This window comes from Streptomyces sp. NPDC002809 (genome assembly GCF_040295435.1).
Classification (GTDB): Bacteria; Actinomycetota; Actinomycetes; order Streptomycetales; family Streptomycetaceae; genus Streptomyces.
On sequence record NZ_JBEOVJ010000001.1, the window covers coordinates 104,168 to 120,039 of the forward strand.

At 71.5% G+C, this 15,872-nt stretch carries 13 protein-coding genes; 5 read left to right on the forward strand and 8 right to left on the reverse strand.

Translation table 11 applies throughout. The annotated features are described in order from the left end of the window. The first annotated feature begins 64 nt into the window (after positions 1–64). Both ABT025_RS00485 and ABT025_RS00490 read left to right on the forward strand, forming a co-directional pair. Positions 65–883: a YceI family protein gene (locus ABT025_RS00485; protein WP_350988181.1), complete on the forward strand. Its 819-nt coding sequence runs from the start codon at positions 65–67 to the stop codon at positions 881–883. A gap of 24 nt (positions 884–907) precedes the next feature. Then, positions 908–1,378, forward strand: coding sequence for a PPOX class F420-dependent oxidoreductase (locus ABT025_RS00490; RefSeq protein ID WP_350988183.1), 471 nt, complete (start codon positions 908–910; stop codon positions 1,376–1,378). 154 nt (positions 1,379–1,532) lie between these two features. Here the strand turns inward: ABT025_RS00490 and ABT025_RS00495 are convergent, their stop codons facing one another. Both ABT025_RS00495 and ABT025_RS00500 read right to left on the reverse strand, forming a co-directional pair. Continuing rightward, positions 1,533–2,345: a TetR/AcrR family transcriptional regulator gene (locus tag ABT025_RS00495; protein WP_350988185.1), complete on the reverse strand. Its 813-nt coding sequence runs from the start codon at positions 2,343–2,345 to the stop codon at positions 1,533–1,535. Between the two features lie 93 nt (positions 2,346–2,438). Further along, a complete protein-coding gene (locus tag ABT025_RS00500; RefSeq protein WP_350988187.1) occupies positions 2,439–3,962 on the reverse strand; it encodes an MFS transporter in 1,524 nt (507 codons plus the stop codon). Between the two features lie 141 nt (positions 3,963–4,103). Here ABT025_RS00500 and ABT025_RS00505 point away from each other — a divergent pair, with 141 nt between their 5' ends. Then, positions 4,104–4,967 carry an endonuclease/exonuclease/phosphatase family protein gene (locus ABT025_RS00505; protein ID WP_350988189.1) on the forward strand — a complete coding sequence of 288 codons (864 nt, stop codon included), beginning with the start codon at positions 4,104–4,106 and terminating at the stop codon, positions 4,965–4,967. A 46-nt stretch (positions 4,968–5,013) separates the two neighbouring features. Here ABT025_RS00505 and ABT025_RS00510 read toward each other — a convergent pair whose 3' ends face one another. The 6 genes from ABT025_RS00510 to ABT025_RS00535 form a co-directional block, all read right to left on the reverse strand. Next, positions 5,014–7,158: an ArnT family glycosyltransferase gene (locus ABT025_RS00510; protein ID WP_350988191.1), complete on the reverse strand. Its 2,145-nt coding sequence runs from the start codon at positions 7,156–7,158 to the stop codon at positions 5,014–5,016. Continuing rightward, positions 7,155–8,498: a bifunctional glycosyltransferase family 2/GtrA family protein gene (locus ABT025_RS00515; protein ID WP_350988193.1), complete on the reverse strand. Its 1,344-nt coding sequence runs from the start codon at positions 8,496–8,498 to the stop codon at positions 7,155–7,157. The genes ABT025_RS00510 and ABT025_RS00515 overlap by 4 nt, the downstream gene beginning before the upstream one ends. Positions 8,499–8,524: 26 nt before the next feature. Then, positions 8,525–10,066 (reverse strand): HAMP domain-containing sensor histidine kinase, encoded by a 1,542-nt coding sequence (locus ABT025_RS00520; protein ID WP_350988487.1) that lies wholly within the window; start codon positions 10,064–10,066, stop codon positions 8,525–8,527. 64 nt (positions 10,067–10,130) lie between these two features. Next, the gene (locus ABT025_RS00525; protein WP_350988195.1) at positions 10,131–10,871 is read right to left on the reverse strand and encodes a response regulator transcription factor; all 741 of its coding nucleotides are present in this window, start codon (positions 10,869–10,871) and stop codon (positions 10,131–10,133) included. Between the two features lie 179 nt (positions 10,872–11,050). Then, complete coding sequence (locus ABT025_RS00530) at positions 11,051–11,950, reverse strand: amidohydrolase family protein (protein WP_350988197.1); 900 nt, start codon at positions 11,948–11,950, stop codon at positions 11,051–11,053. 157 nt (positions 11,951–12,107) lie between these two features. Continuing rightward, on the reverse strand, positions 12,108–13,016 hold the full coding sequence (locus ABT025_RS00535; protein WP_350988198.1) for a DUF2797 domain-containing protein: 909 nt from the start codon (positions 13,014–13,016) through the stop codon (positions 12,108–12,110). 169 nt (positions 13,017–13,185) lie between these two features. Here ABT025_RS00535 and ABT025_RS00540 point away from each other — a divergent pair, with 169 nt between their 5' ends. Next, a complete protein-coding gene (locus ABT025_RS00540) occupies positions 13,186–14,583 on the forward strand; it encodes an FAD-binding oxidoreductase (RefSeq protein WP_350988201.1) in 1,398 nt (465 codons plus the stop codon). 149 nt (positions 14,584–14,732) lie between these two features. Further along, positions 14,733–15,713 carry a tetratricopeptide repeat protein gene (locus ABT025_RS00545; RefSeq protein WP_350988203.1) on the forward strand — a complete coding sequence of 327 codons (981 nt, stop codon included), beginning with the start codon at positions 14,733–14,735 and terminating at the stop codon, positions 15,711–15,713. The last annotated feature ends 159 nt before the right edge of the window (positions 15,714–15,872 follow it).

Here is a 15,872-nt window from a genome sequence, read left to right on the forward strand (position 1 = left end):
TCATTGAGTGACCCGTTCCGGGAGTGGATGGGCCATGGAGCAACGGGCAAGGAGAGAAAACGGGATGGGACTTCGCGCACAGGTACGCACGCGGGACGGCTGGGCCGTCCAGCACGCGGTCGTGACGGTCACCGACATGACCGGTACGCAGGTGCTGCGGGCCGCCGCCGACGAGGACGGAACGGTGCGGACCGACGCGCTGCTGTCCGCCGGCGCCTACACCGTGATCGTGACGGCGGTCGGGTACGCCCCCGCCGCCTCCACCGCCCTCGTCACGGCGAGCGGCCGGGTCGAGGCCGGCACGGTGGTGCTGGCCCGCCAGGGCGGCGTGGAACTGCCGCCGCCCGGCGCCTGGTCGCTGGATCCGGCCCACTCCTCGGTGGGAGCCGTCGCACAGCACCTGGGGATCTCCAGCGTGCACGGCCGGTTCACCGAGTTCGGCGGACGCATCGAGATCGCCGAGGACATCCAGCACTGCCGCGTGGACGCCGTCATCAACGCGGCCAGCATCGACACGGGCAACGGCATGCGGGACAAGCACCTGCGCTCGCCCGACTTCCTGGACACCGACCGGTTCCCGGAGATCACCTACCGCTCCAGCGGGCTGACCCCGGCCGGACCCGACCGCTGGACCGTGCACGGCGAGCTGTCGCTGCACGGCGTGGAGCGTCCGGTCGACCTGAACCTGAGCTATCTCGGCACGGGCCCGGACCCGTGGGGCGGCGTCCGCGCGGCGTTCAACGCCTCGGCCGAGCTGCGCCGCGAGGACTTCGCCATGAACTACAACCAGGTGGTCCAGGCGGGCATCTCGGCGATCGGGACGACGCTGCGGGTGGAGCTCGACATCCAGGCCGTTCAGGGCGATTCCCTGCCGACCGCCTGACCGCACGGTCGTAGGGTCGGTTTCATGGCATCCAACATCGCGACCAACACCGCCGTGGCACTCGACGAGTTGCTGGCCTTCGTACGGCCCCGGCACCGGGCGATCCTGCTGACCACCCGCTCCGACGGCCGCCCCCAGGGCTCCCCGCTCACCTGCGGCGTCGACGACGCGGGCCGGATCGTCGTCTCGACGTACCCCGAGCGGGCGAAGACCCGCAATGCGAAGCGGGACGAGCGGGTGAGTGTCCTCGTCCTGTCGGACGAGTGGAACGGGCCCTGGGTGCAGATCGACGGCTCGGCCGAGGTGATCGACTCACCGGACTCGGTCGAGCCGCTCGTCGAGTACTTCCGGAACATCTCGGGGGAACACCCCGACTGGGACGAGTACCGGGCGGCGATGGTGAAGCAGGGCAAGTCGATCATCCGGATCACCCCTGAGCGGTGGGGGCCGATCGCCACGGGCGGCTTCCCCGCCCACCTGGCCCCGGACAGCTGATCGCAGACCGCAGACCGCAGACCGCAGACCGCAGACAAGTTGATCGCAGACCGCTGATGGCTGATCGCAGATCTCCGTGAGACTCACGCTAACAGTGGCCGGGCGGGTTCCGGACCTCGCCGCGGGCCGGGCAGGGGCTACTGACGGGCGCGGGCTACTGACGGGGACGGGCCTCTTCCCCGTCCCCTGACCGCTCCCGCTCCCGCTCGGCACGTTCCCGCATCGCGACGATGCCCGCGATCAGCAGGTCGAGAGCGAACGCGAAGTCCCGCTCGTGCATCTCGTGGACGGTTTCGGCACCCCGCGCCGCGATGAGGTTCTGTGAGTTCTCCACGATCGGGCCCAGATGCGGCTGGCCCTGGATGGCCGCCATCGCCTGCTGGAAGTACTCGTCCTGGGTGAGCCCCGCCTCGGCACTGCGCTGGGCGAACTGGCCCTCGACGGTGCCGAATCCGTACACGAACTGGAAGACCGCGGAGAGCGCGCCGGTCTGCCGCCCCAGAGGGAGACCGGTCGCGCGGATCACGTCCTGGATGGCATACGACATGAGCATCGCGTGCGGGCCCATGTTGAGGTACTTCCCGACGAGCGGGGAGACCCAGACGTGCCGGACCAGCAGCTCCCGGTAGGCCGTCGCCAGCGACCGCAGCCGGGACTCCCAGGGCGCGTCCTCCTGCGGGGGGTCGATCTCGCTGTAGACGGCGTCGAGGGCCAGTTCCAGCAGGTCGTCCTTGGTGTCGACGTACCAGTACAGGGACATCGCCGTGACGTTCAGCTCGGCGGCGAGCCGGCGCATGGAGAACTTCGCGAGGCCCTCGGCGTCCAGCAGCCGGACCGTCGCGGCGGTGATCCGGTCGCGGTCGAGCCCTGCGGGCTGGTCCGTCTTCCGGCCGCGCGAAGGCGGGCGGTGGTTCAGCCACACACTGGTCCGGGCAGGGTCCTTCGCGCGGTCGGCCGCGGACACCATGGCGCACTCCCTCTTCTCGCCGGCGGGACGAACCGGATGCGTACACCGTGCCCCGAAAACGGAGCCATACGGTCCGGTACGTCCCGCCTGATGCTATGCCGCTGCCGCGGCCGGGTCAGCCCGATCCGATTCTCCTCGCTCCGCCCGGCGCAGCAGTACCGCGGCCAGCAGACCGCCGGCCAGTACCGCTGCCGCTCCGACCAGCATGCTGGTCTCCAGACCGGAGGAGAAGGCGTCGGTGATCCGCTGCCGCTCCCCCTCACCGCCGGCCGCGGCGAGAGCCGCGGGCAGCGAGGCCGCCCCGACGGCCGACGGCACGAGCGCCGCGAACCGGGAGTTCAGCACCGCGCCGAGCACGGCGACCCCGAGGCCGTTGCCGCATTCGGCGAGGGTTCCGTTGACCCCGGCGCCGACGCCCGCCTTCTCGGGCGGGATCGCGCTCATGATCGCGTTGGCCATGGCCGGCATGGCGAGCGCGATGCCCGCGCCCATCACGAGCAGACCGAGCAGCGTCCCGCCGTAACCGTCCCCGCCCAGCAGCGCGATCGCGCCCAGACCCGCGGCGAGCAGTCCCATCCCGGAGGCGATGGTGACGGGCGTACCGAGCTTGGGCACCAGCCGTGCGCCCAGCCCGGTGAGGTTGAGCGCGACGACGCTCAGCGCGAGCGGAGCCGTGCGCAGGCCCGCCTCCAGCGGACCGTAACCGAGGACGAACTGGAGCTGCTGGGTGAGCAGGAACAGCGAGCCGCCCATCCCGAACGCCACCAGGATCGCGCCCGCCACCGCACCGATGAACTTCTGGTTCCGGAAGAAGTGCATGTCCAGCATCGGATACGGGATGTGCAGTTCCCACAGCACGAATCCGGTGAGGACGGCGACCCCGATGAAGGCGGTCAGCAGCACCTGGCCGGAGGTCCAGCCGTGTCCGGGGCCGGAGATGATCGCGTACACGACCGCGGCCATACCTATGGTGGAGAGCAGCGCGCCGAGCAGGTCGGGGCGGTCCCCGCTCGGGTTCTTCGACTCCGGCACCAGGCGCGCCACGGCCACCAGGCCGATCACGGCGACCGGGATGTTGATCAGGAAGATCGCGCCCCACCAGAAGTGGTCGAGCATCACCCCGCCGATCAGCGGTCCCACGGCGAAGCCGAGCGAGCTGACGGTCGACCAGATGCCGATCGCCTTCACCCGCTCGGACTCGTCGAAGATCTGCACGACGACGGCGAGGGTCGTGGTCATCAGCAGGGCCCCGCCGATGCCCATGCCCGCCCGCGCGGCGATCAGTTGCCCGGAGGACTGGGCGAGCCCCGCCACCAGTGAACCGATGCCGAACAGGGCGAGCCCCGCGATCAGCATCTTCTTGCGGCCGTAGCGGTCGGCCGAGCTGCCGGCGGTAAGCAGCAGACCCGACTGCACGAGCGAATAGGCGTTGATCATCCACTGCACATCGGCGGTGGACGCGTCCAGCTCCCGGGTGAGGGAGGGGATCGCGACGTTGAGGACGGTGTTGTCGAGCAGCACGGTGAGCTGGGCGAGGCAGATGACGCCGAGGATCAGCCAGCGCTGCGGGTGGCTCGGTGGTGAGAGGTGGTTCTGCTCGGCGGCGGTCGCCGTCATTCGGACTCCCGGGCGTTCGGTCAGATCCCTATACGGTGTACAGGGGAGCGGTTGTACACCGTATAGCCACTCCTGCGCGGCGTTCAACCGACTTTCCCGCGGTACGGTGCCGGTCGCTGATCCGACAAGGGCTGGAGTGGTATGTCACTGCGTCGTCGTACGGTGGAAGTCCTGCTGACCGCAGGCCTGTTGGGGACGGCGCTCGCGCCTCCCGCGATGGCCGCGGGGCACGGTCCGGGCCGGCTGGTGCCCCTTCGTGTCGCCACGTACAACATCCATGCGGGTTCCGGCATGGACAACGTCTTCGATCTCGACCGGCAGGTGGCCGAGCTCCGCTCACTGGACGCGGATGTGATCGGGCTCCAGGAGGTCGACGTCCACTGGGGCGACCGCAGTCAGGGGCGGGACCTGGCGGCCGAACTGGCCGAACGGCTCGGCATGCAGGTGTCGTTCGCCCCGATCTACAGCCTCGATCCGGTGACGGCGGGTGCCCCGAGACGCGAGTTCGGCGTCGCGGTGCTGTCCCGGTACCGGATCGTGAGCGCCGAGAACCACGACATCACCCGGCTCTCCACCCAGGACCCGAACCCGGTCCCGGCGCCCGCGCCAGGCTTCGGCGAGGTCGTGCTGCGGGTGAAGGGGATGCCCGTGCACGTGTACGCGACGCACCTCGACTACCGCGGCGACCCGTCCGTCCGGATCGCCCAGGTGGCCGACACCCGCCGGATCATGGCGGAGGACCAGGAGTCGGAGCGCCGGCCGGTGCACCAGATCCTGCTCGGCGACTTCAACGCGGCCCCGGCGGCGCCGGAACTGGCCCCGTTGTGGGAGACGCTCACCGACGTGGAGCCGGGCGGCCCCACCTACCCGGCGCTGAACCCGGTGCAGCGGATCGACTACGTGGCGGTCTCGAAGAACACCGTGCGGGCACGCGACGCGGCGGTGGCCGAGACGCTTGCCTCGGACCACCGCCCCGTTGTCGCGGACTTGTTGCTGAAGCGCTGAGCCGTCAGCCCCGGGCCGCCCGGGCTCGGGCCTCGGGCCTCGGGCCTCAGCTGCTCGTCGGCTGGGTCAGGTCGTAGAAGGTCGCGCTGCCGACGGTTACCTCCTTGAAGCTCTTCTCCACCCAGGCGGAGATCTGCGACGAGGTGCCGCTGCTGCCGCCCATGCCGCCACCACCGCCCGTGCCACTCGAGATGAAGTAGTGGATCCGGCCGTCCTCGACGTACTTCTTGAACTGGGAGAGCGTCGGGGACGGGTCGCTTCCGTTGAAGCCGCCGATCGCCATCACCGGGTCACCGGTGGCGAGCTGGTAACTGGCGGCGTTCTGCGAGCCGATGGCCGCCGCGGCCCAGGTGTAGTCGTCGGCGTTCTCCTCCAGGAGCTTCTTGGCCTCGGCACCGACGGACGCGCCGTTGAGCAGCCCGCCCATGCCGCCCCCTCCGCCACCGGCCTCGCCCATGCCGGGCATGGCGCCGGGCTGTTGCCCGTTCTGCGCCGTACCGGGACCGCCCTGCGTCTGTCCCTGCCCCTGGCCCTGGCCGGGCGGGGTGCCGGTCGGGGGCCGGCCCGTGCCGCCACCCTGCTGGTTGCCCTGCTGGTTGCCCTGCCCGGGCGGCTGCATGCCGCGGCCGCCACCATCGCCGCCACCGCCACCGGGGCCGCCCATCCCGCCGGAGGACGGGCCCGCGGTGACGATCGAGCCCTGGTGGCCGGTGTTCAGCGTGCTCACGGTGTACGCGGTCGGCCCGGCCAGCGACGCGGCGAAGCCCAGCCCCACGGCGGCGAGGGCCAGTTGACGACCCAGCCGGGACGCGAACAGCAGGCCGACTGCGGCCACGAGCCCGACGACGAGCACGGTCGGCCGCAGCCACGGCTGGTAGTCCGGGGTCCGCCCCAGCAGCACGTACGCCCAGTACGCCGTCACGGCCACCGTGCCCGCGAGCGCGGCACCCGCCCACCAGCGGGAGCGCTCCTCCCACAGAACCGTGGCACCCATGCCGATCAGCGCCGCGATGTAGGGGGCCAGAGCCACCGTGTAGTACTGGTGGAAGATGCCGGCCATGAAGCTGAACACGACCGCGGTCATCAGCAGCGAGCTGCCCCAGGCCAGGAAGGCCGCCCGCGCCGTGTCCGTCCGCTTCGCCCGCCAGGTCAGCCAGACACCGGCGGCCAGGAGAATCAGCGCGGCCGGCAGCAGCCACGAGATCTGGCTGCCGATCTCCGAGTTGAACATCCGGCCGATGCCGGTCTCGCCCCACTGGCCGCCCCCACCGGCGCCGCCCCCGCCACCGCCGACACTGCCGGTCTCCTCGCCGTTGATCCGGCCGAGCCCGTTGTAGCCGAAGGTCAGCTCCAGGAACGAGTTGTTCTGCGAGCCGCCGATGTACGGGCGCGAGGAGGCGGGCCACAGCTCGACGATCGCCACCCACCAGCCGCCCGCGACGACCATCGCCAGCGCCGAGAGGCCCAGCTGGCCGAACCTCCTGCGCACGGAGACCGGCGCGAACACCGCGTACAGCACCGCGAGCGGCGGCAGGATCAGGAACGCCTGCAAGGTCTTGGACAGGAACGCCAGACCGACCGCGACGCCCGCCCACACCAGCCACTTGGTGCGGCCGTTCTCCATCGCGCGCAGCACGCAGTAGACCGTGACGGTCATCAGGAGCGCGAGCAGCGCGTCCGGGTTGTTGAACCGGAACATCAGCGCGGCGACGGGCGTGAGCGCGAACACCGCCATGGTGATCAGCCCGGCCGCGGCGCTGAACCGGCGGCGCACGGAGGCGTAGAGCACCCCGGCCGTCGCCGCGGCCATCAGCACCTGCGGCGCCAGGATCGCCCACGAGCTCAGGCCGAAGATCCGCACCGACAACGCCATCGGCCACAGGGTGGCCGGGGGCTTGTCGACGGTGATGGCGTTCGCCGAGTCCAGCGAACCGAAGAAGAAGGCCTTCCAGCTCTGGCTGCCGGCCTGAACGGCCGCGGAGTAGAAGGAGTTGGCGTAGCCGGACGCGCTGAGGTTCCAGAGGTACGCCAGCGTGATGACGAGCAGCATGGCGAGGAAGGCCGGGCGCGTCCAGCGGGGGTCCTCGGGCCGGCCGCGCCACACGCGGTGCGGCAGCGAGCCGCCGGTCCGTCCGTGGCTCGGCGAGCCCGCCGCCTGGGGCGGGGCCGGGAGGTGGTCGAGCGTGGTCATCGGACGTTCCTCAGTTCGTGGTGGGTGTCGTCGGCCGGCGCGGCGTCCTGGCGGTGCGCAGGGGCGTCCGCGGGGCGGGCCGTGTCACCGCCCCGGTCGCGGTCCGGGAAGACCCAGGCGCGGAAGAGCAGGAACCGCAGCACCGTCGCCGCGAGGTTGGCCGCGATCAGTACGGCGAGTTCGGTGCCGTGCGAGGGCGACCCGGAGGCCGCGCCCAACGCGGCCAGCGAACCGGCGGTCAGCGCGAGGCCGATGGCGAACACCACGAGCCCCTGTGCCTGGTGGCGTACGGCGCTGCCCCGGCCGCGTACCCCGAAGGTGAGCCTCCGGTTCGCTGCCGTGTTCGCGACGGCCGACACCAGCAGGGCGCCGCCGTTGGCGATCTGCGGGCCGACGCCCAGCCGGAACAGCGAGTACAGGGCCAGATAGAAGAGCGTGGACAGGGCGCCCACGACGCAGAACCCGACCAGCTGCCGGGCCAGTCCGCCCGGCACCCCACCGATCCCGCGGTCGCGCGGGTCGTCGCCGAAGGGGCGTGCCAGGCGGTCCAGCGGCAGTGCACCGACGGCCAGCGCCCGCCCCACCCGCCACACGCCCTTCAGGTCCTCGGTGGCGGTCCGCACGATGTGGACCGTCGAGTCCGGGTCGTCGACCCAGTCGACGGGCACCTCGTGGATGCGCAGACCGGCCCGCTCGGCGAGCACCAGCATCTCGGTGTCGAAGAACCAGCCGGTGTCCTCGACCATCGGCAGCAGCCGCTGCGCGACCTCCCGCCGGATCGCCTTGAACCCGCACTGCGCGTCGCTGAACCGGGCGGCCAGCGACGAGCGCAGAATGATGTTGTAGGCCCGCGAGATGAACTCCCGCTTCGTCCCCCGCACCACCCGCGAACTGCGCGCGAGACGCGAGCCGATGGCCAGGTCCGAATGCCCGGAGATCAGCGGTGCGACCAGCGGGAGCAGCGCGTTGAGGTCGGTGGACAGGTCCACGTCCATGTAGGCGAGGACCGGGGCGTCCGAGTGCGACCAGACGGTGCGCAGCGCCCGTCCGCGGCCCTTCTCCTCCAGCCGGTACGAGCGCACCCCGGGCAGCGAGCGAGCCAGCCGCTGCGCCACCTCGGGGGTCCGGTCGGTGCTCGCGTTGTCCGCGACGGTGATCCGGAAGGCGTACGGGAAGGTGCGCGCCAGATGGTCGTGCAGCCGCAGCACACACGGCTCCAGGTCCTTCTCCTCGTTGTAGACGGGTACCACCACATCGAGTACGGGGGCACCTGCCGCGTCCACGCCGGCCAGGAGGTGGTCCCGGGCCGGCAAGGTGCTCCAAGGAGTGTCGGTTTGCATGACAACGACACTCGCCAACCGCGCTGTCACGCCCGTGTGCTGAGCCTGTGGCCGGACTGTGAGTGCTCCGGTGCACGGCCCGCGGAGCCCACGGCCGGACCCCCTGCGTACCCGGAGTACCCGGAGCCCGCCGGCAGATGGACGGCGAACACGGTGTTCCCCGGCACGGAACGCACGTCGGCAAGCCCACCGTGCGCGGTGACAACGGCCTGCACGATGGCGAGCCCGAGCCCCGTCGACCCGGCGTGCCGGGACCGCGAGGCATCCCCGCGAGCGAACCGCTCGAAGACGTGCGGCAGCAGCTCGGGCGGGATGCCGGGCCCGTTGTCCTGGACCTCCAGGGTCACCCAGGGGTTCCCGGCCTCCGCGAGCACCCGGGCCGTGACCGTGGTCCCGGGCGGGGTGTGCGTACGGGCGTTGGCCAGCAGGTTGACCAGCACCTGCTGGATCCTGGTCGGGTCGGCGCGTACGGTCGCCGGAATCTCGGGAAGTTCCAGCCGCCAGTGATGGGTGGGCCCGGACCCGTCCCCGGAGGCGGCCCGGCCCGTGACGCGTGCGTCGCTCACCGCGTCTATGACGAGCGGGGAGAGATCGGTGCTCTCGTAACTGAGGGGGCGGCCCGCGTCCAGCCGGGCGAGCAGCAGCAGATCCTCCACCATGCCCGTCATGCGCTGCGCCTCGGACTCGATCCGCCCCAGTGCGTGCCGGGTGTCGGGGCCGGTTTCCTCCCGGCCTCGCCTGGTGAGTTCGGCGTACCCGCGGATCGAGGCGAGCGGGGTGCGCAGCTCATGGCTGGCGTCGGCGACGAACTGCCGTACCCGCATCTCGCTCTTCTGCCGCGCGTCCAGCGCCGAACCGACGTGTCCCAGCATCCGGTTGAGGGCGGCACCGACCTGGCCGACCTCGGTACGCGGATCGGCCTCGGCGTCCGGGACCCGTTCGAGGAGGGCGACCTCGCCGCTGTGCAGCGGGAGTTCGGAGACGCGCGTCGCGGTGGCGGCCACCCGTCGCAGCGGCCGCAGGGCGACCGTGACCATGGCGGCGCCCGCGATCCCGGCCGCGATCAGTCCGGCGCCGGTGACGCAGACCTCGACGAGGACCAGGGTGGTGAGGGCCCGGCTCACCTCGGTGGTGGGAATGCCGACGAGCACGGTCGTCCCGTCGGCCTCGTGCACGGCCTCCACCCGGTAGCCGCCGAGTCCGGGCAGCTCGACGTCGTGCGCTTTCCTGTCCGCGGGGACTCCGGCCGCCTCCAGGGCGGCCTGCTGTGCGCCGGTCAGCGGCTCGGTGTTCTCCTCGGGGTCGAGTCCGCCGTCCTTCACGACCACGGAATCGGTGACCCCACCGTCCGAGGAGAGCGCGCCGAAGGTCTTGAGGGGCTGGCCGCCCATACCGATGAAGCCGAGCGGATCCTTGTCCTTGGGCCCGCCGGGAACGGGCGCACCCGGCTTCCGTTCGGCCTGTACCGCGATGTCGCGCAGCTGGCCGTCCAGCTTCCCGTACATGTAGGTGTGGAAGGCGATGGCGGTGACCGTGCCGATCACGGCCGCGACGACCGCGATCAGCATCACCGAGGAGACCGCAAGCCGGGTCCGCAGCGTCCACGGCCCCTTCGTCAGCCGTTTCACGCGGCTACTCACCGGGCTTGATGAGGTATCCCGCCCCGCGCCGGGTATGGATCATGGGCGTCCGGCCCGCGTCGATCTTCTTGCGCAGGTACGAGATGTAGAGCTCGACGACGTTGGCCTGGCCGCCGAAGTCGTAGTTCCAGACCCGGTCCAGGATCTGCGCCTTGCTCAGCACCCGGCGCGGATTGCGCATCAGGAACCGCAGGAGCTCGAACTCGGTCGCGGTGAGGTGGATGTTGGCTCCGCCGCGGCTCACCTCGTGGCTGTCCTCGTCCAGCATCAGGTCGCCGACGACGAGCGTCGACTCGCTGCGTACCGCCGCCGTGCCGGACCGCCGGATCAGCCCGCGAAGCCTCGCGACGACCTCCTCCAGGCTGAACGGCTTGGTGACGTAGTCGTCGCCGCCGGCGGTGAGCCCGGCGATCCGGTCCTCCACCGAGTCGCGGGCGGTCAGGAACAGCACGGGCACCTCGGAGAGCTCCCGGCGCAGCCTGCCGAGCACGGCGAGCCCGTCCATGTCGGGCAGCATCACGTCGAGGATCACCGCGTCGGGCCGGAAGTCCCGGGCCGTACGCAGGGCACCGGCGCCGTCCCCCGCACTGCGCACCTCCCAGCCCTCGTAGCGAAGCGCCATGGAGAGCAGCTCGGCCAGCGGGGCCTCGTCGTCCACGACCAGGACCCGGACGGGGGTCCGGTCCGGCCTGAGCAGTTCGGTACGCCCCTGGGGCGAGGTCGTCGTCGTCATGCCTCAACCCTCCGAGACGCCCCTGAGAGAGTTCTTTTCCGATTCTGTGAATTCCCTGAGAATGCGCTCGGGGCGGCCGGGCCACCCCGGGCGGGTGACCGGGCGACCCCACGCGGGTGACCGGCAGTCCCGAGCCAGTGGCCGGGCCGTCCCGGGCGAGTGGCCGGGCGCCCGCCGCCTCAGCGGTCGAACAGCGCCTTCGCGTTGTCGTCGAACAGCGCCTTCGCGTTGTCGTGGCAGACCGCCCGCAGCCAGTCGTCCCCGAGTTCCAGCCGCTCCAGGGCGTGCAGCTGGTGTGCGTACGGATACGGAATGTTCGGGAAGTCCGTCCCCAGCAGAATCCGGTCCCCGAGCGCCGCGAGCCGTCCCCGATCGGCCACCGGGAAGGGGATGAAGTCCTCCGTGAAGTCCGTGAAGGCCATCGTCGTGTCGAGCCGGACCTCCCGGTACGTCTCCGCGAGCGTCAGGAACTCCGCGTACTCAGGCATCCCCATGTGCGCCACGATCAGCCGCAGCCGGGGGTGCCGGGCGAGGAGCCGGCCGATGGGTTCGGGCCCGGTGTGCCTGCCGGGCGCGGGCCCGGACCCGCAGTGCGTCACGACGGGGACTCCGGCCTCCGCGAGCAGCCCCCACACCGGTTCCAGCAGCGGATCGTTCGGGTCGTACGCCCCGACCTGGATATGCGACTTGAAGACCCGCGCCCCGGCCTCGACGGCCTCCGCCACATACGTCTCGGCTCCCTCCTCGGGGAAGAAGGTCGCGGTGTGCAGACAGTCGGGCACCCGGCCGGCGAAGTCGGCCGCCCAGCCGTTCAGCCAGGGCGCCATGCCCGCCTTGTGCGGGTAGAGCATCGAGGTGAACCGGAGCACGCCGAACGAACGCAGCAACGCGAGCCGTTCGTCCTCGTCGTGCCGGTAGGCGATCGGCCACTCCATCCCGGTCAGCGGCCCGACCGAGTCGAAGTACGCCCAGACCTTGCGCAGTACTTGTTCCGGCATGAAATGCGTATGGATGTCGATGATCCCGGGCAGCCCGAGCCGTTCCCAGAACCGCACCACGTCGTCGCGTTCGTCACTCATCAGGCGCTCCTGCCCTCTCGGCCACGCTCCGACGATCTCAGAGCAGCCTGCCCGGCGAGGCGCCACCCCCGAAGCTCTCGGAACAGCCCGTCCTGCGAAGCGCCGCCCCCGGAGCTCTCGGAACAGCCCGTCCTGCGAAGCGCCGCCCCCGAAGCTCTCAGAACAGCCCGTCCTGCGAAGCGCCGCCCCCGACGACGACGGTCGGCACACTCACCCCGGTTCCGCTTCCGGTTCCGGCCGCCGGCCCGGCCGCCGTCAGTGCCCAGCCGGTCATCAGCCGGGTGTCCACGACGACGACCCCGTCCGCACCGGTGTCCAGATGCAGATCCGGCCCGGCCGCCGCGATCAGCCGCCCCACGACCACGCCACCGTCCACCAGCCCGGTCACCGCGCGCACCGCCCCGCCCGGCCCGCCCGGCCCGTCGATCCCGAAGATCCCCGCATGGTCGACCGCGTCGAACGGCAGCCGCTCCAGCGCCTCGGGCCAGCCGCCCCCGTCGAGCGTCACCGCCCTCCCGTACAGCTCCGCCACCTCGCCGGCCCGCTCACCGGCTCCCGGGAGCTCCGCCCGCACCGCCCGCTTGCGCGCGTACGCGATCCGGTCCGGCACCCCGAGCGCCGCCCGCAGCACCTCCTCGGCCCGCCGTGCCGCCATCAACGGCCCCCGCCCCAGCCAGCTGAAGACCACCGCCCCCTGCTCCCGCAGCCGGGCCGCACCCCGCTCCTCGGCGGTGATCCCGACCTTCACCATCCCGGCCCCGAACCATGCGAGGTAGACGCGGTACGTACGCGGGTCGTCGGGAATCGTGTCGGCCGCCACCGAGTGCGCCCGGTCCAGCCGCCCGCACTCGGCGCATCGCGCGCCCGTGCTCCGCTCCGGAACCACGGCCGCCATCGGGCAGGCGTTCCCCCGCGCCCCGACGCAGGTCCGCCCGCCCGAGGCCCGGAAACCGAGCTCGGTCCCGTACGCGAGGACGCTCCCCCTCGTCCGACGGCCCTTCTGCCACCCGAGCACGGGCCCGCCCCGCTCGTCCGGCCACCGGAGACCGGTGCACTGCCACTCCATGCGCGAACTCCCGGACTCCTGGATGTGAAACGGACGAATGCGAGACGGATGGACGCGAAACGCATGGATGCGAACCCGCCATGCTTCCACATATCGCCATCCACTGTGATCCGCGTCACACTGGATGGGTGGTGGGCCCGATCCCAGGATCCCTCAGAGGTGTTCGACCATGACCAGCATCAAAGCCACTGCTCTCGACAGCCTGCGCTCGAACGTGCGGGGGCCTGTGATCGCGCCGGGGGACGCGGACTACGACACGGGCCGCGGCATCTACAACGCCATGATCGACCGGCGCCCCGCCGCCATCGCCCAGTGCGTGGACGTGGCGGACGTGCGGGCCACCCTCGCCTTCGCCCAGGACGCCGGGCTGGACCTGGCCGTGCGCGGCGGCGGACACAGCGGGCCGGGGCTGTGCGTGCTCGACGACGGGCTGACCCTCGACCTCTCCCCGATGCGCTGGGTGCGCGTCGACCCCGAGGCCCGCACGGCACAGGTGGGCGGGGGAAGCCAGTTGGGCGACCTGGACCACGCGACGCACACCTTCGGCCTCGGCGTACCGGCCGGGATCATGTCGACCACCGGCGTGGGCGGCCTCACGCTGGGCGGCGGGCACGGCCACCTGACACGCGCGTACGGCCTCACGATCGACAGCCTGCTCGCCGCGGACGTCGTCCTGGCCGACGGCGTGTTCGTCACCGCCTCCGAGACCGAACACCCGGACCTGTTCTGGGCGCTGAGGGGCGGCGGCGGCAACTTCGGCGTGGTCACGTCGTTCACGTACCGGCTGCACCCGGTGGACACGGTCGGGGTCGCGGTGACCGTGTGGCCGGTCGACCGCACGGCGGAAGTGCTGCGGTGGTACCGGGAGTTCATGCCCGCCGCGCCGGACGACCTGAACGGCTTCTTCGCTCTTCTGACCGTCCCGCCCGGACCGCCCTTCCCCGAGGAGATCCACGGACAGAAGATGTGCGGCGTCGTCTGGTGCTACACGGGCGACCTCGCGGCAGGCAAGCTGGAGGAGACCCTGTCGGTGGTCAACGACCCGGCACCGCCCGCCTTCCACTTCACCAGCCCCATGCCGTACCCGGCCCTGCAGTCCATGTTCGACGACCTGCTCCCCAAGGGCCTCCAGTGGTACTGGCGCGGCGACTTCTTCGACGCGATCTCGGACGAGGCGATCGAGGTGCACGCGAAGTACGGCCGCAACCTCCCCACAGGCCTGTCGACGATGCACCTGTACCCGGTGGACGGAGCGGCCCACCGGGTCGGCTCCGACGCGACCCCCTGGGCCTACCGGGACGCCATGTGGTCCGGCGTCATCGCCGGCATCGACCCCGATCCCGCCAACGCCGAGGCGATCCGCCAGTGGTGCGTCGACTACTGGACCGAACTGCACCCGCACTCCATGGGCGGCGCGTACATCAACTTCCTCGGCGAGGCCGAGGCCCCGGACCGTGTCCGGTCCACCTACCGCGGCACCTACGACCGACTGGCCGCGGCCAAGCGCACCTACGACCCGGACAACTTCTTCCACGCCAACCAGAACATCGCGCCGGCCGCGGCGTGAAGACCCCCCAGACCCGCGAACCCGTACGCATGTAGACCCGCAGGATCGGGTTCGCAGGATCGGGATCGCGGGGAGGGTGGTCCAACTGCTTCACGAAGGCCGGCCACAGACGTTCTCCGGCGATCGCCTCCAGCGATTACTCTTCGGCCATGACGAATCAATCCGTGGCGGCGGGCGTCACTCTCGCCGGCGTCATGGCGCACTGCGGCGGGAACCCGGTAGGCGCCGTGAAGTTGCTGGTGGGGGCTGTCACCTCCGCGCCGGGTTCGACCGAGCCCTATGCGGCCCTCGCCGAGTTGTGGCGGGACCGGCGCCCGGAGCTGAAGGCGGGCCTCGAAGGGGACGGTTCCCTGAGCTCCGTTGCGGCGCAGGCCTACTTCCTGTTCCTCGATGGGGACATGGACAACGCGGTGATGGCCCTGGGTTCGGTCGCGGGGGCGCGTCCCGACGTGTCGTGGGGCGCTGCCCCATGGTTCGGCGATGAGCGATTCCTCGGCACGGTGAGCGCCGAGGCGCTGGCCGAGGCGTGTCTGCGGACCCTGGACCACGCCCACGACCTGGACAGCGACGAGATGCGTGAGCGGTTCGCACCCTGGTTCCGCGCCATCGACAGGGTCTCCCGACGCAGTCCGGTACCGGAGTCACTGGCCGCGATGGCCCGGCTGCCACGGGCCTGCGGCCACTACGAACAGTCCTTCGCCCTGTGCGACCGCGCCGATGCCGTCGAGCGGGTCATGTGGACCGCGGTGGCACGAGCGAGCACCTGGCGGGCCATGGGCGATCTCGACCGGGCCGCGGCAGCCTTCGAGGACGCCCTGGCCCTGGACCCTCACAACTGGTCCCTCTGCCTGGACCTCGGCGACGTGCGTGCCGAGCAGGGCGACTTCGCCGCAGCCGCCGCGCTGGCCGAACAGGGCCTGCGGCACGAACCACAGGAAGCGTCCCTGCGTGCGGCGGCAGCCGCCTACCGCACACGTCTGTCCGGCTCGCCCGAGGACCTGCGCGCCCTGGTGGTGCTGGCACCGGAAATACCGAATACGTCCTACCGGGACCTGCTGATCGACTACGCGTGCGCGGGGCCCGGACTGCCCCAGGACCTCGTGGCCGAGGTCCGCCGCATCCGGAACTGACCCCACCCGCACAGGACCGGCGTGGGCCGCGTCGCGGGGCCGGGCCGGAGCGGGCGCCGCCCGGCATGAGCCCCGCGCGCACCGGTCCGACGCTGCGGCGACCGGCGCATACACACCCAGGTCGCGAGCGCCGCAGCCGTGCCAGCGCCAAGCACCACG

Coding starts and splice junctions, on each gene's coding strand:
- ABT025_RS00540 (WP_350988201.1), top strand. CDS start 13,186: ATGACCAGCATCAAAGCCACTGCTCTCGACAGCCTGCGCTCGAACGTG.
- ABT025_RS00535 (WP_350988198.1), bottom strand. CDS start 13,016: ATGGAGTGGCAGTGCACCGGTCTCCGGTGGCCGGACGAGCGGGGCGGG.
- ABT025_RS00525 (WP_350988195.1), bottom strand. CDS start 10,871: ATGACGACGACGACCTCGCCCCAGGGGCGTACCGAACTGCTCAGGCCG.
- ABT025_RS00490 (WP_350988183.1), top strand. CDS start 908: ATGGCATCCAACATCGCGACCAACACCGCCGTGGCACTCGACGAGTTG.
- ABT025_RS00485 (WP_350988181.1), top strand. CDS start 65: ATGGGACTTCGCGCACAGGTACGCACGCGGGACGGCTGGGCCGTCCAG.
- ABT025_RS00515 (WP_350988193.1), bottom strand. CDS start 8,498: ATGCAAACCGACACTCCTTGGAGCACCTTGCCGGCCCGGGACCACCTC.
- ABT025_RS00545 (WP_350988203.1), top strand. CDS start 14,733: ATGACGAATCAATCCGTGGCGGCGGGCGTCACTCTCGCCGGCGTCATG.
- ABT025_RS00505 (WP_350988189.1), top strand. CDS start 4,104: ATGTCACTGCGTCGTCGTACGGTGGAAGTCCTGCTGACCGCAGGCCTG.
- ABT025_RS00500 (WP_350988187.1), bottom strand. CDS start 3,962: ATGACGGCGACCGCCGCCGAGCAGAACCACCTCTCACCACCGAGCCAC.
- ABT025_RS00495 (WP_350988185.1), bottom strand. CDS start 2,345: ATGGTGTCCGCGGCCGACCGCGCGAAGGACCCTGCCCGGACCAGTGTG.
- ABT025_RS00520 (WP_350988487.1), bottom strand. CDS start 10,066: ATGCTGATCGCGGTCGTCGCGGCCGTGATCGGCACGGTCACCGCCATC.
- ABT025_RS00510 (WP_350988191.1), bottom strand. CDS start 7,158: ATGACCACGCTCGACCACCTCCCGGCCCCGCCCCAGGCGGCGGGCTCG.
- ABT025_RS00530 (WP_350988197.1), bottom strand. CDS start 11,950: ATGAGTGACGAACGCGACGACGTGGTGCGGTTCTGGGAACGGCTCGGG.